The following is a 22,062-nucleotide window of genomic DNA, read 5'->3' as shown; positions in this document are numbered from 1 at the left end:
CGGTTGCCGCTCCGCCGACGGGAGGCGGCGGGAGCTGCGGCGCTTCGGCGCTACGCGCAGCGGCTCGGCGGCGACACGCGCGTCCGTACGCTCGTCACGCTCGGCACCCCGCACGGCGGCAGCCGGACGAGCGGGCCTCGAACGGCCGAGGGGCCGGCCGTTCGTCAGTCTTCGGCCCGGGTGTCCCGCTCGGTCCCGGTGTCCGCCCGGATCGGGGCCTCCTGGAAGGCCGGCAGGATCTCCTCCAACGCCTTGCGCTGCCCCGCTGACAGGACATCGAGTGCCGAGGTCAGGTACACCGACATCCGGTCCGTTACCTCGGCCAGGAACCTGCGGCCGTGGGCGGTGACCACCAACTGGACCTCGCGCCGGTCGCCGGGCTGGACGTTCCGCTGCAGCAGTCCGGCCGCTTCCAGCCGATCGCACAGCCGACTGGCGGTGGGCAGCCCGATCTCCAGGTGCTCGGCCAGCGCGGTGAGGTTGAGTTCGGGCCGACGGCGCACGATCCGCAGAGCCCGCACCTGGCGGGCAGGCAGGCGCGGGGTGACATCCTCTATGGCCGCGAACCAGACCATCACCAGATTCTCCACCGCGTCGACCATCTGCCGGACGACCAGGTGTTCGGTGGCCTGGGGAGCCTGATCCTCGCGGGCGTGGGGGGCCTGTTCGCAGCCCACCGCCCGTCACCCTCCGCAGGCCGTCGGCCGCTCGACCGGCAACGGTCTGGACCGGGCAGGGACCACCGGCCGGAAAGCCCTCGCGGTACCGACGGCATCGCGCCGACCATGACGGACGAGACTGAGTTCCGGCATGCAAAAAGCTCCAGCGGCACCCACGAACGCTTCTCTCTCAGTCAACTCCGGCCCAGGCGTGTGTCATGCCGAGGGCCTACCCGAAGCGCCGGAGAGTACTCGGCCGCCACACACTCTCCGCGTGGTACCTCGACAAGCCGGTCACAGGTCCGTCGGCAGACCGCTCGCCTCGGCGATGCCCCGCAGATTCTCCTCCTCCCTGTGGCGGGCCCGGATGTAGTCCGCGATGTCCCTGCGCCGCTCCGGGTCGGAGGCCGTGTCCGGGTCGGTGACGACCCGTACCGGCTCGCTGCCCTCGATGTCGATCTGGATCAGCTCGTTGTCGACGTTCCCGGTGACGGCGGTGGCGATGACCAGGGCGGCCTCGTCACGGACCGTCTGGGAGACGTCCTCGGCCAGCTCGTCGTCCAGACCGTAACCCACCGGGCCAGGCTCCTGCAGGTCGAGCGCCCTCAGCACCGGCTCAACCATGCCCAGCAGGAGCTCGTACTCCTCGAGGGTCATGCTCATACGCAGAAGGCCCAAGTGGACGTCCAAGGCCTCATTGTTGGGTGGGAGATTCGGCTCGTTCATGATGCCCGGGTTCCCCGATATCCCGATCGCTCCCAGAAAACACTCAAGACGTACGCCGATTCACCGGGGCGGCGCAGGGGGCGCAGGCAGGAGCGGCTTGGACAGGGCGCTGTATGCTGCCGCCGCTCGATGTCATCCTTCCGGTGCGCGCCCGCGCACATCCGGACGCGCCGTTCTCGGACCGCGGCCCGACCAGGGCGTCCACCGAAAGGGAGCCCCCGCCCACGCCATCGTGTCCGCGATCGCCCCGTGCCACGGCAGCGGGCTCCGGAACCACCATGGGTGACTGGCCTGCTGCCTGATCGCTCACCGGCAGCCCGAGTCATTTGAGTCAGAAGTCGCTCTGACTGGTCCGGCTTTCGCTGCCCCGGCTGTTCTGACCTCCCTCTCCCAGCGGGTTCTCGTCGACGGTCAGGCCGTCGCCGACGATCGTCCGGTCGAGGGTGCTGTGGGCGTCGTCGACGTCCAGGTTGTCGAGGGCGTCGGCGTGGAGGCCGTGGGACGGCGTGATGGCCGCGACGACGAAACCGGTGGCCAGGGAGGCGATGGCGAGCATGCTGCGCTTCTTCATGCCTCGTTCAACTGCAAAACAGGCCCGGGGTCACGCACTTCCTCGACGGGGCCGGGTGGGACACCCGCCGGGAACCCTTGCATGCTCGCAGTGGCAGACGGCAGGGGAGGGCGGATAAGCGGAAGCGACGGGCACATAGACGTCGAGTCGAACGTGCTCCGTGAAGGGGCCGCCGTCCGCGACATCCTGGCGGCCACGTTCGGCCACGCCGACGATCTGCCGGGCGAAGTCGCCACGGGTTGCAGTCTGCGAGTGCCGTTCGCCATGACCTCCCGGCGTCCGGAGAGCGTCACCTGCCTGCCGTGCCAAGGCGACTTATCGCTCGCCGACCGGAGCGCGGGTTCAGAGCGTCCTGCCGCTGACGGCCTCCGTGGTGACGGCGCCACCGGCCGGCATGTCGCAGCTCGGCGATCTGCCCTGGCTCGGGGCGGCCAATGGCTGAGGTTCTGTCGAGCGCGACACCAGCAACGGGGAGAGTGCGGCGGGTGACGGCAATCCCCTCACGATCAACGGAGTCGTGTACGCCAAGGGGCTCGGCGTGCACGCGGAGAGCACCGTCGAGTACTACACCGGCAAGGCCTGCGAGAGGGTCACCGCGCAGGTGGGTGTCGACGACGAGGAGGGCGAAGAGGGTTCCGTGGCGTTCGAGGTGTGGGCGGACGACACGAAGGCCGCCTCGACCGGCGTGCTGACCAACGCCCAGCCCGCACAGGCGATTTCGGCTGATGTGAGGGGCGCGCAGGTCGTACGCCTCGTCGTCACGGACGGAGGCGACGACATCACTTCGGACCATGCGGACTGGGCGGACGTGCAGTTGAGCTGCTGAACCCGGCGTTGGCTGGTGCCCGTGCGCGGGCCCCAGCCCACGGCGCAACGCAACTCGACTGCGAACGGCCGACGTTCGGGGTGCCTCTTGCCGGGCCACCCCGCTCGGCGCAGGGGCGGCAGCGGCAGCGGCAGCGGCAGCGGCAGCGGCAGCGGCAGCGCGACGTTAGCCCCACCGCGGCGTCGATTCACCAGCCCGCATCGGTCCCGGCGCCGAGGCGGGCGGCAGGCCTGCTAACCGCCGCCTGATACGCGGCCAGGCCGCCACCGGCGGCGACGCGGAGTCAGCCCCCCACCCCCGCCGCCGGCGCACTTTGCTTCCCGCTGAGCGCGGCCGCCGCCGCGCCGACCAGCCCCGCGTCCGTCCCCATCTGGGCGGGTGCCACGGTGAGGCGCTGGACGAACGACAGCGTCGCGTAGTCGCGGAGGGCGGCGCGCAGGGGCGTGAACAGGAGGTCACCTGCCTTGCCCACTCCCCCGCCGATCACCGCGATGTCGATCTCCACCAGGGTCGCCGTCGCCGCGATGCCCGCGGCGAGGGCCTGGGCGGCGCGCTCGAAGGACGCCAGAGCGACGGGGTCGCCCGCGCGGGCGGCGGCGGCCACCGCGGCGGCCGAGGTGTCGCCGTCGGGGCCGGGCTGCCAGCCGCCCTCGATGGCGCGGCGCGCAATGTTCGGCCCGCTCGCGATGCGCTCGACGCAGCCGCGGGACCCGCACGGGCAGAGGTCGCCGTCGAGGTCCACGCTGATGTGACCGATGTGGCCGGCGTTGCCCGTGGGCCCCGGATGCAGCCGGCCGCCCAGGACCAGACCGCCGCCGACGCCTGTGGAGACGACCATGCACAGCGCGTTGTCGTGTCCGCGGGCCGCGCCCTGCCAGTGCTCGGCGGCCGTGATCGCCACGCCGTCGCCGATCAGCTCCACGGGCAGTCCTTCGGTGGCGGCGCTGACCCGCCCGACCAGCGGGTAGTCGCGCCAGCCCGGGATGTTCACGGGGCTCACCGTGCCCGTCGAGGCGTCCACCGGGCCCGCGCTGCCGATGCCGAGGGCGGTGGCGCGGCTCCACAGCGGCGAGCCGGTCAGCTCGCCGAGCACGGCCTCGACCGCCCGCATGATGGTGTCGCCGTCCTCCTGCGCGGGCGTGGCGCGCTGCGCGCGAAGGAGGATCTGGCCATGGCCGTCCACCAGCGCTCCGGCGATCTTGGTGCCGCCGATGTCGAGCGCGGCCACGAGGTCGGTGTGCATCTGTGTCTGAGTCTCCCGGTGCGGTGTCTTTCCTGCGGCGGCCCGCGGCGGCGCCGTCCCCGAAGTCTTACCAGGGATGCCCCCGGCCCAACGGCCAGACGAAACAGGGCAGCAGGACTGGCCTCGAAGTCAGGCAGCACCACTGGTCCCGTAGCAGGGCAGGCCGGAGAATGCGGGGGATAGTGTCTCCCGCATCTGACAACGTTGTCCAGGCCCTATGCTCGACGCGACATCCGTATTGAGCACGTGTTGAGCTCTCAATGAGCACGTCAGGACCACGCATCCCGTGGACAACAGGACAGGACAGCGCATCGTGGCCGAGACCGCCCGCCGAACTGACAACCGCTACGGCAACCGTCCGACCATGAAAGACGTCGCGGCGCGTGCCGGAGTCGGCCTCAAGACGGTGTCGCGCGTAGTCAACGGTGAGCCGGGGGTCACCCCGGACACCGAGCGCCGGGTGCAGGAGGCGATCGACGCGCTGGGCTTCCGCCGTAACGACAGCGCGCGGGTGCTCCGCAAGGGGCGGACCGCGAGCATCGGCCTGGTTCTGGAGGATCTTTCCGATCCCTTCTACGGCCCGCTCAGCCGCGCGGTCGAGGAGGTGGCCCGCGCTCACGGCGCCCTGTTGATCAACGGCTCCAGCGCCGAGGACCCGGACCGCGAGCAGGAGTTGGTCCTGGCGCTGTGCGCGCGCCGCGTGGACGGGCTCGTCGTCATCCCGGCCGGTGACGACCACCGCTACCTGGAGCCGGAGATAAAAGCGGGCGTCGCCACGGTCTTCGTGGACCGCCCCGCCGGTCAGATCGACGCGGACGTCGTCCTGTCCGACAACTTCGGCGGTGCGCGCGACGGCGTCGCCCATCTCATCGCCCACGGGCATCGCCGGATCGGCTTCATCGGCGACATGCCCCGCATCCATACCGCCGCCGAGCGGCTGCGCGGCTACCGCACGGCGATGGAGGCCGCGGGCATTCCGGTCGAGGAGGCCTGGACGTCCCTGGGCGTCACCGATCCGCAGCGGGTCCGGCGGGCCGCCGAGGCCATGCTGGCGGGGCCCTCTGCCGTCACCGCGATCTTCACGGGCAACAACCGCGTGACGGTCACCGTCGTCCGCGTCCTCGCCGAACGCTCCGGGCCCGTCGCCCTCGTCGGTTTCGACGACATCGAGCTCGCCGATCTCCTCCAGCCCGGCGTCACCGTCGTGGCCCAGGACTCCGCCCAGCTCGGCCGCACCGCCGCCGAGCGGCTCTTCCGCCGGCTCGACGGCACGCTCGCCCTCCCGGAGCGCGTCGAACTCCCGACCAGGCTGATTACCCGCGGCTCGGGCGAACTGCCGCCGGCGCGCTGACCGATGACGTATCCGGATCACCGCACCCTCGCGGCGCTCGGTCTCGCCGAGGCCCCGCGCGACCACCCCCTGACATACCCGGGCGCCTGGCCCGAGGAGTCCGGACTCCTCGACGGCGACCGGCTGTTGCCGCTGACCCGCCTCACCTTCGAGGACCGCCTCCCGGTCCTCTCGGTCGGCTCCAACGCCTGCCCCGCCCAACTCCGGCACAAGATGCGGGAGTACGGGGTCACCGCCCCCATCCCCCTGGTGAAGGCGAAGGTCACGGGTATCGAGATCGGCGTCTCCGCGCATATCACCGGGCTCGGTTACGTGTCCGCCTCGCCCTTCCGCGCCCCCGGACTCACCCGGGAGTTGTTCCTCACCTGGCTGAACCCGGCGCAGCTCGACGCCATCGACCGGAGCGAGGGCGTCACCGCGCCGTCGGGTGCGTACGATCGTGTGCTGCTGCCCGCTGCCGACGTCCCGGTCGAGCTGGAGTCGGGCGAGCTGATCGACGGCGCCCATCTCTACGTCAACCGGCGGGGCGTCCTCCACAACGGCTCCGGAACCCCGCGCAGGCACCCCGGCGAGCATGCGCTGCTCACCGAACTCCTCGCCGATTCACCACGGTTGAGGGAGCTGTTCGGCTCCACACCCGAGGAGTTCTGCGTCCGGGCGCGGGGCGACCAGGCCCTGTGCATGCGCGGCACCCGGCTGTTCGCCTCGGAGGGGTGGACGACGGCCTCCGGCCTGGAGAAGTACGTACGCTCAGCAGAGGGGTAGTCCCGGCACCGGTGCGTCGTTGTCGCCGCCCTTGATGTAGACGTCGCTGACGAAGACATTCCTGTTGCCGCTGTCGTCGTCCGTCTTCGCCCACCAGATGTTCGTCCACTCGCTGTAGGTCTCGCGGCGGCCGAGGTTCTGCTGGCAGTAGAAGTAGCTGGTGCCCTCGTTGAGGCTGCCGACCGCGGCTCCGTCCGCGGTGTAGGACGTGGCGGTGCGCCAGACCTCGCAGTTGTACTTGCCGTCGCCGATGGAATCGCAGACGGGAGCGGGGTCGGCGCCGCCTCCGCTCGTGCCGCCCGAGTTGCCGCCGCCTGTGGTTCCGACGTCGGTGGGGCTCGGCGAAGGGGCGGGGTCCTTCACCAGATGTTCGTCCACTCGCTGTAGGTCTCGCGGCGGCCGAGGTTCTGCTGGTCTGAACATCGGCGGGGACTGGTACGCGCGGCACCCGGCTGTTCGCCTCGGAGGGGTGGACGACGGCCTCCGGCCTGGAGAAGTACGTACGCTCAGCAGAGGGGTAGTCCCGGCACCGGTGCGTCGTTGTCGCCGCCCTTGATGTAGACGTCGCTGACGAAGACATTCCTGTTGCCGCTGTCGTCGTCCGTCTTCGCCCACCAGATGTTCGTCCACTCGCTGTAGGTCTCGCGGCGGCCGAGGTTCTGCTGGCAGTAGAAGTAGCTGGTGCCCTCGTTGAGGCTGCCGACCGCGGCTCCGTCCGCGGTGTAGGACGTGGCGGTGCGCCAGACCTCGCAGTTGTACTTGCCGTCGCCGATGGAATCGCAGACGGGAGCGGGGTCGGCGCCGCCTCCGCTCGTGCCGCCCGAGTTGCCGCCGCCTGTGGTTCCGACGTCGGTGGGGCTCGGCGAAGGGGCGGGGTCCTTCGTCGGTTTGGTGGCCTCCGTGCCTCCCGGCTTCTCGGGCGTGGGCGTGGGCGTGGACGGCTGGTCGCCTTGCTGGGTGGGGTCGGACTCGGGGGCGTCCGGCGCGTCCACCGTGCCACGACTGGCGCCCGCCGAGGACGGGGAGTCGCCGGCTTCCGGGGTGGCCGAAGGCCCGGAGGCCGTCTTGGAGTCGCCTGAGTTGGTCAGCAGGGCCACGGTGACGCCGGTCGCGGCCAGGACGGCGGTGACGGCAGCGGCGGCGAGAAGGGCTCGGGCCTTACGACGCCGGGGGCCGCCGTCGGAGGCGGTGGCTCGGTCTTCCGGCTGTGGCGCTCCGAAGTCAGGTCCGGCCGAGTCCGTAGCCCCGAAGCCGTGCGGTGCCGCCGGGACGCTCCGCTCGGTGGCCTCGCGTTGCTTCGGTGCGGGTCCGCGCAGGCTGGTGGTCGGGGAGTCCTGGCTGTCGGCCTGCGCCGCCGCTTCCAGCAGCTCGCGTGCCCGGTCGGCGTCCGGCCGGTCCTGCGGCTGCTTCTGCATGAGCTCCTGCAGTACGGGGCCCAGCGGCCCGGAGGCCCGTGGCTCCGGCAGCGGGTCGGCCACGATCGCGGTGAGCGTGGTCCAGGTCGACGTACGGCGGAACGGTGAGGTGCCCTCGACGGCCGCGTACAGCGTGGCGCCCAGGGCCCACACGTCGGAGGCGGGCCCGAAGTCGTGGCCCTGGGCACGCTCGGGCGCCAAGTAGTCCAGGGAGCCGACCAGTTCACCGCTACGGGTGAGGCGCGTGGTGGACCCGTCGCCGGGGTCCTCCATGGTCGCGATACCGAAGTCGGTGAGGACTACCCGGCCGGAGCGGTCGAGCAGGATGTTGCCGGGCTTCACATCGCGGTGCAGGACTCCCGCGCGGTGGGCCGCGGCCAGTGCGTCCATGACCTTCGCGCCGATCTCGGCGGCCTCGCGCGGTTCGCGGGGGCCCTGCTCACGCAGGACGTCGTCCAGGGAGGGCCCGTCGACCAGTTCCATGACGATCAGCGGACGCCCGTCGACCTCGGCAACGTCGTGCACGGCGACGACTCCGGGGTGGCTCACGCGGGCTGCCGCGCGGGCCTCGCGCTGCATCCTGCGCCCCAGGTCGGCCAGTTCGGGCGCTGCGGCGTCGGTGTACGTCCGCAGTTCCTTGACCGCGACCTCACGGCCCAGGACCTCGTCAAGGGCCCGCCAGACGACGCCCATACCGCCGCGTCCGAGCTGGGCCACGACCCGATAGCGCCCGGCGAGCAGCCGGCCGATCCCGTCCGTGTGTTCGTTCTCCCCCGAAGACACCGCTGCCCCGTTCCTGTGACACACCCATCAACTCCCGTACAGCCTAGGTGCCAGGGGTGACAACGCGCGCCAGTGGCAACTCCTGTGACAGGTCCGCTACTTGACGAGGATGTTCTCGGTCACTTGGCGGAAACCGTCAGGTCGCCCCGCCTCGGCGCCGCGTAACGCTGCAGGTCCGTGCGGGTCAGGCCGGTCACACGCGCCACCTCCGCGATGTCGAGGGCGCCGCAGTCCAGGCCCCGCAGCAGGTAGCCGCTGAGCGCCTTGGCGGTCGCGGGTTCGTCCATCACGTTGCCGCCCGTGCGGCTGACGTACCGGGCGAGGCGCGCCGCGGCCTGCTCGAAGCCCTCGCGATAGTAGGCGAACACGGCGGCGTACCGGGTCGGGAGGTGGCGCGGGTGCATGTCCCAGCCCTGGTAGAAGGCGCGGGCAAGGGCGCGGCGGGTGAGGCCGTAGTGCAGCCGCCAGGCGTCGTGGACCTGCGAAGTCGGGCCGACCGGAAGGACGTTGGTGGAGCCGTCCGAGACACGTACGCCGGTGCCCGCCGCCGCGACCTGCATGATCGCCTTCGCGTGGTCGGCCGCCGGATGGTCGCTCGCCTGGTGGGCGGCGCTGACGCCGAGGCAGGCGCTGTAGTCGAAGGTGCCGTAGTGCAGGCCCGTGGCGCGGCCCTCGGCGGCCTGGATCATCCGCGCGACGGTCGCGGTGCCGTCGGTGGCGAGGATGGCCTGGCTGGTCTCGATCTGGATCTCGAACCCGATCCGCCCCGGCTCGAGTTCGTGCGCCTTCTCGAACTCCTCCAGCAGCCGCACCATGGCGGTGACCTGCTCGGCGTACGTCACCTTCGGCAGCGTCAGGACCAGCCCGTCCGGAAGTCCGCCCGCCTCCATCAGCCCGGTCAGGAAGATGTCGAGGGTCCGGATGCCCCGGTCGCGTACCGGCGCCTCCATGCACTTCATACGGATGCCCATGTACGGGGCTGCCGTGCCCTTTTCGTACGCCTCCGAGACCAGCCGTGCCGCCCGCGCGGCGGCCTCGTCCTCCTCGGCGTCGGGGCGCGGGCCGTAGCCGTCCTCGAAGTCGACGCGCAGGTCTTCGATGGGCTCGTGCTCCAGTTTGGCGCGTACGCGGGCGTGGACGGGCTCGGCCAGTTCGTCCGCGAGGCCGAGGACGGCGGCGAACGAGGCGGCGTCCGGAGCGTGTTCGTCGAGGGCGGCGAGAGCCTGGTCGCCCCAGGAGCGGATGGTGTCGGCGGCGAACACGTCTCCGGGGACGTAGACGGTGTGGACGGGCTGGCGGGTGGCGGGGTCTCCGGGGTAGCGGCGTTCCAGTTCGGCGTCGACCGGGGCGAGGGAGGCGCTGATCTCCTCGCTGACAGCGCCCGCGAGGCTCGTCGCCACCTTCTCCTGCGCGCCCTGGCCCATCCCGACACCCTCTCCGGTTTCCGCTGGCCGGAATCAACAATCCGTAGAGCGAAGTTATCCGCGGACCTTCCCGCTGGTCAACACCCACTTCCGCCCAGGTCCACCCCGGGACTTCCCTCTGTGGCCACCGCGGGCTCTCGACATGTTCACGCCCAACTCCGACACTGCGGTGCGCACGACTCGCCCGGCATCCGTCACCGAAGGAGCCCTCCCGTGCCCATCAAGCACAGCCGAGTCACGCGTCGTCTGGGCCTGAAGACCGCCATCGCCGCCGCGGTCGCCCTGCCTCTGACCAGTACAGCACCTCTCACCGCGACCGCCGCGGCGCCGGACAGATCCGGCCGCCGCCTGGAGGTCATGTCGTTCAATCTGCGGTACGCGAGCACCAGCGAACCCAACAGCTGGGCCGCCCGCCGCCCCGTGACCCGCGAACTGCTGCGCCGCGAAAGCCTCCACGTCATCGGCACTCAGGAAGGCCTCTACCAGCAGGTGCGCGACATCGAGGCCGACCTCGGACCGAACTACGACTGGATCGGCACGGGCCGCGCGGGCGGCAGCCGCGACGAGTTCATGGCGGTCTTCTACGACACCCGCCGCCTCACCCCCGTGGAGTACGACCACTTCTGGCTTTCCGACACGCCGGGCGTGATCGGCTCGAACACCTGGGGCGGCGGCTCCATCCGCATGGTGACCTGGGTCCGCTTCCGCGATCTGCGCGACGGAGAGCGGGAGTTCTACTTCCTCAACACCCACCTCGACAACGCGAGCCAGAACGCACGAGCGCGTGCCGCCCAGCTGATCGCCCAGCGCATCGCGGGCCTCGACCGGTCACTGCCGCTCATCGTGACCGGCGACTTCAACGTCGCCGCACATCAGAACCCCGTCTACGACACGATGCTGGGAGCCGGTCTCGTCGACACCTGGTCCACGGCGGCCGAGCGGAGCAAGCTGTACGCGACCTTCCACGGTTACCGGCCACTGGTCCCGGACGGCGACCGTATCGACTGGGTCCTCACCACTCCCGGCGTGACCGCGCACCGCGCCTCGATCAACACCTTCTCCGTGAACGGCCAGTTCCCGAGCGACCACCTGCCCGTCCAGGCGTCGCTGACTCTGGGCTAGCACTGGCACGAGCCCGGGATGAGGCGAGGCCCCGGTGACCGTGCCGACGGTCACCGGGGCCTCGTACGTTCGGAGAAGCTCAGCCCTTGCGGGTCTTGATCTCCTCGGTGAGCTGCGGGACGACCTCGAAGAGGTCGCCGACCACGCCGTAGTCGACCAGGTCGAAGATCGGGGCCTCGGCGTCCTTGTTGATCGCCACGATGGTCTTCGAGGTCTGCATACCGGCCCGGTGCTGGATCGCGCCGGAGATGCCGGAGGCGATGTACAGCTGCGGGGACACGGACTTGCCGGTCTGGCCGACCTGGTTGGAGTGCGGGTACCAGCCGGCGTCCACCGCGGCACGCGAGGCACCGACCGCCGCGCCGAGCGAGTCGGCCAGCCCCTCGATGATCGCGAAGTTCTCCGCGCCGTTGACGCCACGGCCGCCGGAGACCACGATCGCGGCCTCGGTCAGCTCCGGGCGGCCGGTCGACTCACGCGGCGTACGGGACGTGATCTTGGTGCCGGTCGCCTTGTCGGAGAAGCTCACGGACAGGGCCTCGACCGCGCCGGCGGCCGGGGCGGCCTCCACGGCCGCGCTGTTCGGCTTGACCGTGATGACCGGAGTGCCCTTGGAGACACGGGACTTGGTGGAGAAGGCGGCGGCGAACACCGACTGCGTGGCCACCGGGCCCTCGTCGCCGGCCTCCAGGTCGACGGCGTCGGTGATGATGCCCGAGCCGATTCGGACCGCGAGACGTGCGGCGATCTCCTTGGCCTCGGCGGAGGACGGAATGAGGACGGCGGCCGGGGAGACCTGCTCGTACGCGGCCTGCAGCGCGTCCACCTTCGGGACGACCAGGTAGTCGGCGAACTCGGGGGCGTCGGCGGTCAGGACGCGGGTCGCACCGTGCTCGGCGAGCGCGGCGGCGGTGTCGGCGGCACCCGCGCCGAGGGCGACGGCGACCGGCTCGCCGATACGGCGGGCAAGCGTCAGCAGCTCCAGGGTGGGCTTGCGGACGGCACCGTCCACGTGGTCGACGTAGACGAGAACTTCAGCCATGGGACTTCTTCTCTCCTGCTTGCGAAAGATGAGGGGCGGTAAGCGGGTTGGGCCTTAGATGAACTTCTGGCCCGCGAGGAACTCAGCGAGCTGCTTGCCGCCCTCGCCCTCGTCCTTGACGATCGTGCCGGCCGTGCGCGCCGGGCGCTCCGCGGCGGAGTCGACAACCGTGTAGGCGCCCTCCAGACCGACCTCCTCGGCCTCGATGTCGAGGTCGGACAGGTCCCAGGAGGTCACCGGCTTCTTCTTGGCGGCCATGATGCCCTTGAAGGACGGGTAGCGCGCCTCGCCCGACTGGTCGGTGACGGACACGACCGCCGGGAGGGAGGCCTCCAGCTGCTCGGAGGCGGAGTCGCCGTCGCGGCGGCCCTTGACCGTGCCGTCCTCGACGGAGACCTCGGAGAGCAGGGTGACCTGCGGGACGCCCAGGCGCTCGGCGAGCAGTGCGGGTACGACGCCCATGGTGCCGTCGGTGGACGCCATGCCGGAGATGACCAGGTCGTAGCCGGCCTTCTCGATCGCCTTGGCCAGCACCAGCGACGTACCGATGGCGTCCGTGCCGTGCAGGTCGTCGTCCTCGACGTGGATGGCCTTGTCGGCGCCCATGGACAGCGCCTTGCGCAGCGCGTCCTTGGCGTCCTCGGGGCCGATGGTCAGGACGGTGATCTCCGCGTCGTCGGCATTCTCGGCGATCTGCAGGGCCTGCTCGACCGCGTACTCGTCGAGCTCCGAGAGCAGACCGTCCACGTCGTCGCGGTCGACGGTCAGGTCATCGGCGAAGTGCCGGTCGCCAGTGGCGTCGGGCACGTACTTCACAGTGACAACGATCCTCAAGCTCACGCCGGCTCTCCTACTGCAATCGTCATTTCCGAGCTGCCTTCTTTCAGGCAGCATAGGCGCCTCAAGCAGCCCGTCCCTGTTGGGGCGGCCTGCGCTCCGAACCAAATATTACTCGCCAGTACACCCAGTTCTTGCCCGCTAAGCAAGCGCTTTGAACTGTGACTTTTGCAACGCAGCGTAATCGGAACCCGACGCTCGCGCACAAACCGGCCCCTCAGTCACGCAGACCGTTGAAGCGCCCCTGGTGGTAGAGCAGCGGGCGCCCGGCACCGCTGGGATCACCGAGGACGACCTCGGCGAGGATCAGGCGGTGGTCCCCCGCGGGTACGCGCGCGACGATCCGGCATACGAGCCAGGCCAGCACGTCGTCGAGTACGGGCACACCCTCGGGGCCCTCACGCCAGCCGGTGGGCGCGCCGAAACGGTCGGCGCCGCTGCGGGCGAAGGTGTCGGCCAGCTCTCGCTGGTGCTCGCCGAGTATGTGGACACCGACGTACTCCGTCTCGGAGATCACCGGCCAGCTGGAGGCACGCGTGCCGACGCCGAAGGAGATCATCGGGGGCTCGGCGGAGACGGAGGTGAGCGAGGTGGCGGTGAAGCCGACCGGGCCGCCGCCGCTCTGGGCGGTGATCACGGCCACTCCGGCCGCATGCTGCCGGAAGACGGAGCGGAGCAGGGCGGGAGAGGCGAGTTGAGGGGTGCTGAGGCCGGGCAGGGCCGTCATGGAGTTTTCCTTCTGGGGGGCGTTACGTCGGGTCCCCCCGTTCGAGCGAAGCCGAGAGTGGGGTGACGGTCGCGGGCTGCTGCTCAACAGCCCGGACAGCGCGCGCTCGCGGTGCGGCCGAGGTCCACATGGATGCGCTCGTAGAGAAGGAGTTCCGGGTGCACAGGGCCAGGCTCACGATGTGTGGTGCGTGCAGTCAAGTGCGTTCCAGCATCTGGGAGATGCGTCACCGGCATCGCCACGGGGCAGGTGCCCCTGCCGTCAGGGCGTTCCAACGGCCTCTCCCAGCGCTGCGATCACGTCCGCCTTACGGGGTTGTCCGGTGGCGCGCCGGACAACGCGCCCCTCCGCGTCGAGCACCAGCACGGTCGGGGTCTTGAGGATGTCGAGTTCGCGTACGAGATCCAGGTGGTCCTCGGCGTCGATCTCGACGTGGGTCACTCCCGGGACGATTCCGGCCACTTCGGCGAGCACCCTGCGGGTCGCCCGGCAGGGCGCGCAGAAGGCGCTCGAGAACTGGACCAGAGTGGCCCGTTCACCGAGGTTCTCCCCCAACTCGGCCGCGCCGAGCCGCCTTTTGCCGTCGATCCCGCGCACATTCACCCTCTTGCTTCCGCTGCCGATGCGGCAGTCCGCACTCACCTGCCACCGCGAGCACCACGCCTCTTCAGCACTTATGAAAGCCTGAAGATTCCCGGCCCACTGGAGTCGGGCTGTCCCCCGAAGTGACGAGAATCTCGCGGTTCGGAGGAACGAGGACTGGCTACTCGTCCGTTCTTCGGGCACGATCTGCGCAATGCCGTAAACCTACGGCTGCGTAACTTCCCGCCGGGAGCCCCCCTTCCCAGGCAGAGAGAAGGGTCCACTCCGTTCATGGCTGAGCTTGCCTACCGTCCCGCCATCGGTCTCGCCCGCACCCTGTTCAAGGCCTGGGACCTGAAGATCGACTGCAAGGGCTCGGAGAACATCCCGCGCTCGGGCGGTGCGGTGCTGGTGAGCAATCACATCAGCTACCTCGACTTCATCTTCGACGGTCTCGCCGCCCTGCCGCAGAAGCGCCTCGTCCGCTTCATGGCGAAGGAGTCGGTGTTCCGGCACAAGATCTCCGGCCCGCTGATGCGCAACATGAAGCACATTCCGGTGGACCGCAACAACGGCGAGGCGGCGTACGCGCATGCGCTGGACTCGCTGCGTTCCGGTGAAATCGTCGGGGTTTTCCCCGAGGCCACCATCTCGCAGTCGTTCACGCTGAAGAGCTTCAAGTCGGGTGCCGCGCGCATGGCCCAGGAGGCCGGTGTCCCCCTGATCCCGATGGCCCTGTGGGGTACGCAGCGGCTGTGGACCAAGGGCCACCCGAAGAACTTCAAGCGCAGCCACATCCCGATCACCATCCGGGTGGGCGAGGCGATCGAAGCCTCCCGCGACAAGTACGCGGGCGCGATCACCCGCCAAGTGCGCGAGCGCGTCCAGGAACTCCTGGAAGCAGCCCAGCGCGCCTACCCCGTACGCCCCAAGGACCCGAACGACACCTGGTGGATGCCGGCCCATCTCGGCGGCACCGCTCCGACCCCCGAAGAGGTCAAGGCCGCCGAGGCGCGCTGACACACGTCGACCCGGGCATGCACGGCTGCCTTCGCGAGCCAGGGCTGAACTCCCGCGGAGCTCCTACAAGTTCGCACCACTCCCGGGTACTCCCGGCTGTCTGGACGCTGCCTCAGAGTGTGGTGGGGAGCGTCTTCCACAGGTACTCCCGGTCGGGGGCGGCCTTGAGGGCGTGCAGAACAGCAGGGTGAGGCTCGGCATACAGAAGTGAGTAGTCCATCTCACCGGACTTGGGGTCGGGCACCCAGGCCAGGCGTTCACCCTCGAGCGAGAACTGTGCGTCGACCCCCGGCTTGTTGCCGCGGCAGTCCTGCCGGTGCCATGCCCCGTTGAACCGCACGGCGATGAGACCGTGAACGCAGAGCGCACTGCCGTCGTCATGCATCAGTGACTGGTAGCACAGCGCCGTAGGGATGTCCTCGGCGCGCAGCAGCGCGGCCAGTGCGTGGGCTTTGGCGTGGCAGATGCCGGTTTTCTGCTCCAGGACGTCCGAGGCGCGCCAGGTGACACGCGAGTCACCGCTGTCGGCCGAGTGCGGGATGGCGTCCCGGATGAACTCGTACGCCGCTCGCGCATAGCCATACGAGTCGGCAACCGTCGACGCAAGGCGCGCCGCCGTCTCCCGTACGAGCGGATGATGGTGGTCTATGACCTCGTCGGCGGCCAAGTAGGCGGACAGGTCAGGCGTTTCCTGGATCGGCTCCATGCCCGCAGAGCATAGGAACGCGACAAGCAGAGAGTCAATTATTTTTCCGGGTAGCGCATATCTATGCAAGATGTCCCCATCGGATCCACTTGCCATTGCTATCGAATATCGATAGATTCCCATCGCGGTTCGATCGAGGGAGAAGCGATGGGAAAGCTGACAGTGCATGCGCTGCGTGCCGTGATCGTGGTGTTGCTCGCCGGCTCGGTGTTCGTTCAGGCTGTGATGGTGCCGCTGTTGGGCCGCGATCTGGAAGGTGTCGACTCGGATCTCGCGTACCCGCCGGCCGCGCTCCTCGTGATCATCGTGCTGGGCATCGTGACGGTCCAGGTTGTTCTGGTCTGCGTGTGGCGGCTGGTGACGATGGTGCGGCGCGGAACGGTCTTCTCCCCCGCCGCCTTCCGGTACGTGGACGTCGTGACCGGCGCGATGGTGGCCGCCGCGCTCCTGGTGTTCGCGCTCGGGGTCCTCCTGGCGCCGGGCGAAGCCGTCGCGCCGGGCATCGTCCTCCTGATCGGCGGGGTCGTCGTGGCGATCCTGGGGGTCGCGTTCATCGTGCTCTTGCTGCGGATGCTGCTCGCCCAGGCCGTCGCGCGCGACGTCGAGGCGACGCGGATGCAGGCCGAGCTGGCGGAGGTGATCTGATGCCGATCGCCGTCGACATCGATGTGATGCTGGCCAGGCGGAAGATGTCCGTGGGCGAGCTCGCGGACCGCGTCGGGATCACGCCGGCCAACCTGGCGGTGCTCAAGAACGGACGCGCCAAGGCGGTGCGCTTCACTACCCTTGCCGCGCTCTGCGAGGTGCTCGAGTGTCAGCCTGGAGACCTGCTGCGCTGGGAGGCGGAGGACGCCGAGGAGGCCCGGACGGGCGAGGTCAGCCGTCGGTGAAGGTGGGCCCCCGGACGTCCTGGCGCGCCATCTCCTCCTTCAGTGCCGCCACGAATCCGTCGACGTCGTCCTCCGTCGTGTCGAAGGAGCACATCCAGCGGACGTCGCCTGCCGGCTCGTCCCAGAAGTAGAAGCGGTACCGCTTCTGGAGGCGTTCGCTCACGTCGTGGGGCAGCCGGGCGAAGACCGCGTTGGCCTGGACGGGGTGGAGGATCTCGACGCCGTGCACCGCGCGAACGCCCTCGGCGAGGCGCTGGGCCATCTCGTTGGAGTGACGGGCGTTGCGCAGCCACAGGTCCTTGGCGAGCAGCGCCTCCAACTGCACGGAAACGAAGCGCATCTTGGAGGCGAGCTGCATCGACAGCTTGCGCAGGTGCTTCATATGGCTGACAGCGTCCTGGTTGAGGACGACGACGGCCTCGCCGAACAGCGCGCCGTTCTTGGTGCCGCCGAAGGACAGGACGTCCACGCCGACTGCGTTGGTGAACGTCCGCATCGGGACGTTCAGGGAGACGGCGGCGTTGGCGATCCGGGCCCCGTCGAGGTGCACCTTCATGCCGCGGGCGTGAGCGTGCTCGCAGATCGCACGGATCTCCTCGGGCGTGTAGACGGTGCCCAGTTCGGTGTTCTGGGTGATCGAGACGACCTGCGGCATCGCGCGGTGCTCGTCCTCCCAGCCGTACGCCTGCCGGTCGATCAGCTCCGGCGTGAGCTTGCCGTCGGGGGTGGGCACCGTCAGCAGCTTGAGACCGCCCATGCGCTCGGGTGCGCCGCCCTCGTCGACGTTGATGTGCGCGCTTTCCGCGCAGATCACCGCGCCCCAGCGGTCCGTGAGGGCCTGGAGTGCCACGACGTTGGCGCCCGTCCCGTTGAAGACGGGGAACGCCTCGGCCGTCGCCCCGAAGTGACTGCGCATCACCTGCTGGAGGTGGTCGGTGTACGCGTCCTCGCCGTACGAGACCTGGTGACCGCCGTTGGCCAGGGCCAGGGCGGCGAGCACCTCGGGATGGACCCCCGCGTAGTTGTCGCTGGCGAAGCCACGGACCTCCGGGTCGTGATGACGCCGCGCGTCGGTCTTCGGAGGGTTCACGGCTTCTTTGTCAGCCACAGACGCTGTCCGTTCACTTCGGCGGCGGGCTGCTCCCAGACGTCGGCGATGGCATCGGCCAGGTCCTTGACGTCCGTGAAGCCCGCGAACTTCGCGTTGGGGCGCTCGGCGCGCATCGCGTCGTGCACCAACGCCTTCACGACCAGGATCGCAGCCGCCGACGTGGGCCCGGCCTCGCCCCCGGCCTTGCGGAAGTAGTCGGCCAGAGCCAGTGTCCAGGCCTCGGCGGCGGCCTTCGCGGCGGCGTAGGCGGCGTTGCCCGCGGTGGGCTTGCTCGCCCCCGCTGCGCTGATCAGGACGTACCGGCCGCGATCGCTGCGCTGCAAGGCCTCGTGGAAGGCGAGGGAGGTGTGCGCCACGGTACGGATGAGGAGCATCTCGAGGAAGTCCCAGTCGTCGAGGCTCGTCCTGGTGAAGGTCTCGCTGCCGCGCCAGCCGCCGACGAGGTGGACCAGGCCGTCGACGCGGCCGAAGTCCTTCTCGACGCGGGTGGCCCACTCCTGGGCCGACTGCCGGTCGAGCAGGTCGACCGTGTCCCCGATGACGGTCGCGCCGCCATGTCCGTAGCTCGCCGCGTCCACAGCCTCCGCGAGCCGCTCCGGATCGTTGTCGGAGCCGATGACGACCGCTCCCGCCTCGGCGAGCCGCATCAGCGCGGCCCGGCCGGCCGGACCACCAGCACCGGCCACCGCGATCACCGCGCCGTCGAGCGCCCCGTTCCCCATGGTCCTCGCCTCCTGAGCAATGTTGATGGCGACGTCGCTCACGCGGCGACCCGCTCGGCGCTCTCCGCGGTGATGCCCTTGGTGGAGGCGATCACGTTCTTGAGCTTCTTGGAGAGTGCTTCATAGAACATGCTCAGCGGAAACTCGTCCGGAAGCACGTCATCGACGAGTTTTCGCGGCGGCTGGCTCAGATCCAGGGCGTCCGGGCCCTTGGCCCACTTGGAGCCCGGGTGCGGGGCGAGGTAGGTGGAGACCAGTTCGTAGCCGGCGAACCAGTGGACCAGCTTCGGACGGTCGATGCCGTCGCGGTACAGCTTCTCGATCTCGGCGCACAGCTCGTTGGTGACCTGCGGGGCGCGCTGCCAGTCGATGGACAGCTTGTTGTCGGTCCAGCGGACGACATCGTGCTTGTGCAGGTACGCGAAGAGCAGCTGGCCACCGAGGCCGTCGTAGTTGCGGACACGCTCTCCGGTGACCGGGAAGCGGAACATCCGGTCGAACAGCACCGCGTACTGGACGTCACGGCCCTGCGGGACGCCGTCGGCCTCCAGCTTCACAGCCTCCTTGAAGGCGGTGAGGTCGCAGCGCAGCTCCTCCAGGCCGTACATCCAGAAGGGCTGACGCTGCTTGATCATGAACGGGTCGAAAGGCAGATCGCCATGGCTGTGGGTACGGTCGTGGACCATGTCCCACAGGACGAAGGCCTGCTGGCAGCGGTCCTGGTCGGCGACCATGTCGCGGACGTCGTCGGGAAGCTCGAGCCCGAGAATGCCGACGGCGGCCTCGGTGACCCGGCGGAACCGGGCGGCCTCACGGTCACAGAAGATGCCACCCCAGCTGAACCGCTCGGGGGCCTCTCGCACGGCGATGGTCTCCGGGAAGAGGACGGCCGAGTTGGTGTCATAACCCGAGGTGAAGTCCTCGAAGGTGATGCCGCAGAACAGCGGGTTGTCGTAGCGGGTGCGCTCCAGTTCGGCGAGCCAGTCCGGCCAGACCATGCGCAGAACGAGGGCTTCGAGGTTGCGGTTCGGATTGCCGTTCTGTGTGTACATCGGGAAGACGACCAGGTGCTGGAGGCCGTCCCGGCGGTCGGCTGCGGGCTGGAAGGCCAGCAGTGAGTCGAGGAAGTCGGGCACCTTGAAGCCGTCGTCGGCCCAGCGGTGCAGGTCGCCGGCCAGCGCCTTGTGGTAGGCGGCGTCGTGCGGCAGCAGCGGGGCGAGCGCCTCGACGGCGTCCACGACACGACGTACGGCGCGATGGGCGTCGCCGGGATCGGGGGCGCCCTCGGCTTCGAAGTCGATCGAGCCGTCCTTGGACTGCCATGGCCGGATCCGCTCCACGGCATCCTTGAGCACGGGCCAAGCCGGGTGCTCCACCACCCTGCCACCGGGAGGAACCTGCTCCTCCGCACCCACTTGCACAAGAATTTCCGTCATGACCCCATCCTCCACGGGAGAAACTCGCGTACGCACACCGTATGCATGCGGGGTTCCCTGTCACAAGTGGAGGTCCGGGAAATCGTCCTGCTTCACCCCGACGTCACCGCTCTTTTTCCTGCGAGATACCGTTTCGGCGATTACTTCCACCGCTTCCCGGGTAGCAGCGGGGGTGATCGGCGCATGGTCCGTCAACCCACTTGGGGACTCGCCCACCCAGGGGTGAGCCGGGGTGCCGCGACAGGCTGCGTCCGGACGGCTGCACGGCGTTCTGACCGGCGGCTGGAAGGCGCGATTCCTCGCGTTCGGACCGGGTCCATCGCCGAGCCGGGCGATTAGGCTGCCGCCTGGCCGCGTGGGCACGGGACCGCAGCGCGCGGCAGCCGAGCCGCCGTCGACGGAAGCGGAGTCAGCCTTGAACTTCCTCACCATCGGTCACCGCGGAATCATGGGTGTCGAACCCGAGAACACCCTTCGTTCCTTCGTCGCCGCCGAGCAGGCAGGCCTAGACGTGATCGAACTCGATCTGCATCTGAGCAAGGACGGCGCGCTGGTCGTCATGCACGACGCCGACGTGGACCGTACGACCGACGGTTCGGGGCCGATCGCCGAGCAGACCCTCGCGGAGCTGCGCGCGCTGGACGCGGGCCGCGGTGAGCGCATCCCGGTCTTCGAGGAGGTCCTGGACGCCGTCACGGCTCCGCTCCAGGCCGAGATCAAGGACGTCGCGGCGGCTCAGGCGCTCGCCGAGGTCATGCACCGGCGGGATCTGTCCGGCCGGGTCGAGGTGCTGTCCTTCCACGACGAAGCGATCGCCGAGATCGCCCGGCTCGTCCCGGGCGTACGCACCGGGCTGGTCGCCAGTCGGTACGGCACCGATGTCGTCGAGCGCGCCACCGCGGTCGGCGCCACCAGTGTCGTACTGAACATCCGGCGGCTCACCCTGGAGATCGTCGAGTGCGCGCGCAAGGCGGATCTGCGGATCATCGGCTGGGTGGTGAACACACAGGACCATCTGCGGTTGGTACGCGCCCTGGAGCTGGACGGCGCGACCACCGACTACCCGGAGATCAAACGCACCGGGCGCTTCACGGCCTAGCCGTTCATGCGAGCTGCTTCACCAGCAGCTCGAACTGCAGGTCGTCGCGCTGCGGGATGCCGAACCGCTCGTCGCCGTACGGGAAGGGCGTCATCTGTCCCGTACGGCGGTAGCCGCGCCGCTCGTACCAGGCGATGAGGTCGTTTCGTACGGAGATCACGGTCATGTGCATCTCCGCGGCGCCCCAGATCTCGTGTGCGTACCGCTCGGCCTCGGCGAGGATCACCTTGCCGAGGCCCCCGCCCTGCTGCGCCGGGCTGACCGCGAACATGCCGAAGTAGGCGTGATCCCCGCGGTGTTCGAGCTGGCAACAGGCGATCAGGGTGCCGTCGCGCTCGACGACGCGCAGCCGGCTGTCGGGCGACTTGATGACCTCGCGCACACCCTCCGGGTCCGTCCGCTGCCCCTCCAGGATGTCCGCCTCGGTGGTCCAGCCGGCCCGGCTGGAGTCCCCGCGGTAGGCCGACTCGATCAGCGCGACAAGGGAGTCGACGTCGGCGTCCGTGGCATCACGGAAGGTCAGTCCGGTGGAGGCGGCGGTGTCCATGGAAGGGGTTCTCCGATCTCGGCGCGGCTCGGGCACCGCCGAGCGTAACCCTCCCACTAGGGTGCGACTCCATGGTGCATGTACTGAGCAGCCGGACCCTGCTCCGCCCGACCGACCCCGAGCGCTCCCGCGCCTTCTACGGCGAGCAACTGGGCCTCGCCGTCTACCGCGAGTTCGGCACCGGCCCCGAACGCGGCACCGTCTACTTCCTCGGCGGCGGCTTTCTGGAAGTCGCCGGCCGCTCCGCCCAACCTCCCTCCCCCGCGGTCAAGCTGTGGCTCCAGGTGGCGGACGCGGCAGCCGCGTACGAGGAGCTGACGGCTCGGGGCGTCGAGATCGTGCGGCCTCCGGTCAAGGAACCGTGGGGTTTGATCGAGATGTGGCTCACTGACCCGGACGGGACCGAGATCGCGGTGGTGGAGGTGCCCGCGGACCATCCGCTGCGGTATCGGCCGTAA

Annotated in this window: 23 protein-coding genes and 2 pseudogenes; 9 read left to right on the top strand and 16 right to left on the bottom strand. The window is 69.7% G+C overall.

The window, feature by feature from the left end:
* Window positions 1–164: 164 nt before the first annotated feature.
* The 3 genes from ACGFNK_RS18090 to ACGFNK_RS18080 all read right to left on the bottom strand — a co-directional run bounded on the left by ACGFNK_RS18090 (window position 165) and on the right by ACGFNK_RS18080 (window position 1,956).
* Complete coding sequence (locus ACGFNK_RS18090; protein ID WP_393416894.1) at window positions 165–677, bottom strand: MarR family winged helix-turn-helix transcriptional regulator; 513 nt, start codon at window positions 675–677, stop codon at window positions 165–167.
* A gap of 276 nt (window positions 678–953) precedes the next feature.
* Window positions 954–1,385 carry a hypothetical protein gene (locus tag ACGFNK_RS18085; protein ID WP_393416892.1) on the bottom strand — a complete coding sequence of 144 codons (432 nt, stop codon included), beginning with the start codon at window positions 1,383–1,385 and terminating at the stop codon, window positions 954–956.
* Window positions 1,386–1,716: 331 nt separating this feature from the next.
* Window positions 1,717–1,956 (bottom strand): hypothetical protein, encoded by a 240-nt coding sequence (locus ACGFNK_RS18080; RefSeq protein ID WP_393416890.1) that lies wholly within the window; start codon window positions 1,954–1,956, stop codon window positions 1,717–1,719.
* A gap of 310 nt (window positions 1,957–2,266) precedes the next feature.
* Between ACGFNK_RS18080 and ACGFNK_RS18075 the strand changes: the two are divergent.
* Window positions 2,267–2,782 (top strand): annotated as a pseudogene (locus ACGFNK_RS18075) (NPCBM/NEW2 domain-containing protein); the annotation flags it as partial.
* A gap of 283 nt (window positions 2,783–3,065) precedes the next feature.
* On the opposite strand, the gene ACGFNK_RS18070 reads toward ACGFNK_RS18075, so the two are convergent.
* Entirely contained in the window at window positions 3,066–4,025 is a 960-nt protein-coding gene (locus tag ACGFNK_RS18070; protein WP_393416888.1) for an ROK family protein, read from the bottom strand.
* Window positions 4,026–4,311: 286 nt separating this feature from the next.
* On the opposite strand from ACGFNK_RS18070, the gene ACGFNK_RS18065 reads away from it, so the two are divergent.
* Together ACGFNK_RS18065 and ACGFNK_RS18060 are read left to right on the top strand one after the other, a co-directional pair.
* Window positions 4,312–5,376, top strand: a complete 1,065-nt coding sequence (locus tag ACGFNK_RS18065) for a LacI family DNA-binding transcriptional regulator (protein ID WP_393416886.1) — start codon at window positions 4,312–4,314, stop codon at window positions 5,374–5,376.
* A 3-nt stretch (window positions 5,377–5,379) separates the two neighbouring features.
* Window positions 5,380–6,141, top strand: a complete 762-nt coding sequence (locus ACGFNK_RS18060; RefSeq protein WP_393416884.1) for a hypothetical protein — start codon at window positions 5,380–5,382, stop codon at window positions 6,139–6,141.
* Here ACGFNK_RS18060 and ACGFNK_RS18055 read toward each other — a convergent pair.
* The 3 genes from ACGFNK_RS18055 to ACGFNK_RS18045 all read right to left on the bottom strand — a co-directional run bounded on the left by ACGFNK_RS18055 (window position 6,127) and on the right by ACGFNK_RS18045 (window position 9,763).
* Window positions 6,127–6,519 carry a hypothetical protein gene (locus ACGFNK_RS18055; protein ID WP_393416882.1) on the bottom strand — a complete coding sequence of 131 codons (393 nt, stop codon included), beginning with the start codon at window positions 6,517–6,519 and terminating at the stop codon, window positions 6,127–6,129. The genes ACGFNK_RS18060 and ACGFNK_RS18055 overlap by 15 nt on opposite strands.
* A gap of 128 nt (window positions 6,520–6,647) precedes the next feature.
* Window positions 6,648–8,339 (bottom strand): protein kinase, encoded by a 1,692-nt coding sequence (locus ACGFNK_RS18050; protein WP_393416880.1) that lies wholly within the window; start codon window positions 8,337–8,339, stop codon window positions 6,648–6,650.
* A gap of 119 nt (window positions 8,340–8,458) precedes the next feature.
* Entirely contained in the window at window positions 8,459–9,763 is a 1,305-nt protein-coding gene (locus ACGFNK_RS18045) for a DUF6986 family protein (protein WP_393416878.1), read from the bottom strand.
* 213 nt (window positions 9,764–9,976) lie between these two features.
* On the opposite strand from ACGFNK_RS18045, the gene ACGFNK_RS18040 reads away from it, so the two are divergent.
* Window positions 9,977–10,885: an endonuclease/exonuclease/phosphatase family protein gene (locus ACGFNK_RS18040; protein ID WP_393416877.1), complete on the top strand. Its 909-nt coding sequence runs from the start codon at window positions 9,977–9,979 to the stop codon at window positions 10,883–10,885.
* 79 nt (window positions 10,886–10,964) lie between these two features.
* Here ACGFNK_RS18040 and ACGFNK_RS18035 read toward each other — a convergent pair whose 3' ends face one another.
* From ACGFNK_RS18035 to ACGFNK_RS18020, 4 genes and pseudogenes are all read right to left on the bottom strand, one after another.
* On the bottom strand, window positions 10,965–11,927 hold the full coding sequence (locus tag ACGFNK_RS18035; protein ID WP_393416875.1) for an electron transfer flavoprotein subunit alpha/FixB family protein: 963 nt from the start codon (window positions 11,925–11,927) through the stop codon (window positions 10,965–10,967).
* 54 nt (window positions 11,928–11,981) lie between these two features.
* On the bottom strand, window positions 11,982–12,767 hold the full coding sequence (locus ACGFNK_RS18030; RefSeq protein ID WP_393416873.1) for an electron transfer flavoprotein subunit beta/FixA family protein: 786 nt from the start codon (window positions 12,765–12,767) through the stop codon (window positions 11,982–11,984).
* A gap of 214 nt (window positions 12,768–12,981) precedes the next feature.
* Window positions 12,982–13,491 carry a flavin reductase family protein gene (locus tag ACGFNK_RS18025; RefSeq protein WP_393416871.1) on the bottom strand — a complete coding sequence of 170 codons (510 nt, stop codon included), beginning with the start codon at window positions 13,489–13,491 and terminating at the stop codon, window positions 12,982–12,984.
* Between the two features lie 261 nt (window positions 13,492–13,752).
* Window positions 13,753–14,152: pseudogene (locus tag ACGFNK_RS18020) on the bottom strand (TlpA family protein disulfide reductase).
* A 212-nt stretch (window positions 14,153–14,364) separates the two neighbouring features.
* On the opposite strand from ACGFNK_RS18020, the gene ACGFNK_RS18015 reads away from it, so the two are divergent.
* A complete protein-coding gene (locus ACGFNK_RS18015) occupies window positions 14,365–15,093 on the top strand; it encodes a lysophospholipid acyltransferase family protein (protein WP_393416869.1) in 729 nt (242 codons plus the stop codon).
* Between the two features lie 112 nt (window positions 15,094–15,205).
* Here ACGFNK_RS18015 and ACGFNK_RS18010 read toward each other — a convergent pair whose 3' ends face one another.
* Entirely contained in the window at window positions 15,206–15,799 is a 594-nt protein-coding gene (locus ACGFNK_RS18010) for a transglutaminase domain-containing protein (protein ID WP_393416867.1), read from the bottom strand.
* 147 nt (window positions 15,800–15,946) lie between these two features.
* Between ACGFNK_RS18010 and ACGFNK_RS18005 the strand changes: the two genes are divergently transcribed.
* Window positions 15,947–16,444 carry a DUF2975 domain-containing protein gene (locus ACGFNK_RS18005; protein ID WP_393416865.1) on the top strand — a complete coding sequence of 166 codons (498 nt, stop codon included), beginning with the start codon at window positions 15,947–15,949 and terminating at the stop codon, window positions 16,442–16,444.
* Window positions 16,444–16,689, top strand: a complete 246-nt coding sequence (locus ACGFNK_RS18000) for a helix-turn-helix transcriptional regulator (protein WP_165338154.1) — start codon at window positions 16,444–16,446, stop codon at window positions 16,687–16,689. The genes ACGFNK_RS18005 and ACGFNK_RS18000 overlap by 1 nt, the downstream gene beginning before the upstream one ends.
* Here ACGFNK_RS18000 and ACGFNK_RS17995 read toward each other — a convergent pair.
* The 3 genes from ACGFNK_RS17995 to ACGFNK_RS17985 are packed head-to-tail and all read right to left on the bottom strand — an operon-like array spanning window position 16,676 to window position 19,958.
* Window positions 16,676–17,779 (bottom strand): threonine aldolase family protein, encoded by a 1,104-nt coding sequence (locus tag ACGFNK_RS17995; RefSeq protein ID WP_393416863.1) that lies wholly within the window; start codon window positions 17,777–17,779, stop codon window positions 16,676–16,678. The two genes, ACGFNK_RS18000 and ACGFNK_RS17995, sit on opposite strands and share 14 nt — an antisense overlap.
* Window positions 17,776–18,522 carry an SDR family oxidoreductase gene (locus tag ACGFNK_RS17990; protein WP_386336675.1) on the bottom strand — a complete coding sequence of 249 codons (747 nt, stop codon included), beginning with the start codon at window positions 18,520–18,522 and terminating at the stop codon, window positions 17,776–17,778. The genes ACGFNK_RS17995 and ACGFNK_RS17990 overlap by 4 nt, the downstream gene beginning before the upstream one ends.
* 38 nt (window positions 18,523–18,560) lie before the next feature.
* Window positions 18,561–19,958, bottom strand: a complete 1,398-nt coding sequence (locus ACGFNK_RS17985; RefSeq protein ID WP_393416861.1) for a DUF6421 family protein — start codon at window positions 19,956–19,958, stop codon at window positions 18,561–18,563.
* A gap of 415 nt (window positions 19,959–20,373) precedes the next feature.
* Between ACGFNK_RS17985 and ACGFNK_RS17980 the strand changes: the two genes are divergently transcribed.
* Window positions 20,374–21,057, top strand: a complete 684-nt coding sequence (locus ACGFNK_RS17980; RefSeq protein ID WP_344388450.1) for a glycerophosphodiester phosphodiesterase family protein — start codon at window positions 20,374–20,376, stop codon at window positions 21,055–21,057.
* Window positions 21,058–21,061: 4 nt separating this feature from the next.
* On the opposite strand, the gene ACGFNK_RS17975 is transcribed toward ACGFNK_RS17980, so the two are convergent.
* Window positions 21,062–21,604: a GNAT family N-acetyltransferase gene (locus tag ACGFNK_RS17975; protein WP_393416859.1), complete on the bottom strand. Its 543-nt coding sequence runs from the start codon at window positions 21,602–21,604 to the stop codon at window positions 21,062–21,064.
* 71 nt (window positions 21,605–21,675) lie between these two features.
* Between ACGFNK_RS17975 and ACGFNK_RS17970 the strand changes: the two genes are divergently transcribed.
* Window positions 21,676–22,062 carry a VOC family protein gene (locus tag ACGFNK_RS17970; protein WP_393416858.1) on the top strand — a complete coding sequence of 129 codons (387 nt, stop codon included), beginning with the start codon at window positions 21,676–21,678 and terminating at the stop codon, window positions 22,060–22,062.

The organism is Streptomyces sp. NPDC048825, assembly GCF_043198355.1.
GTDB classification, from domain to species: domain Bacteria; phylum Actinomycetota; class Actinomycetes; order Streptomycetales; family Streptomycetaceae; genus Streptomyces; species Streptomyces xiangluensis.
Note: the sequence above shows the minus strand (reverse complement) of the source record. Positions and strands in the feature narration are given on the sequence as shown.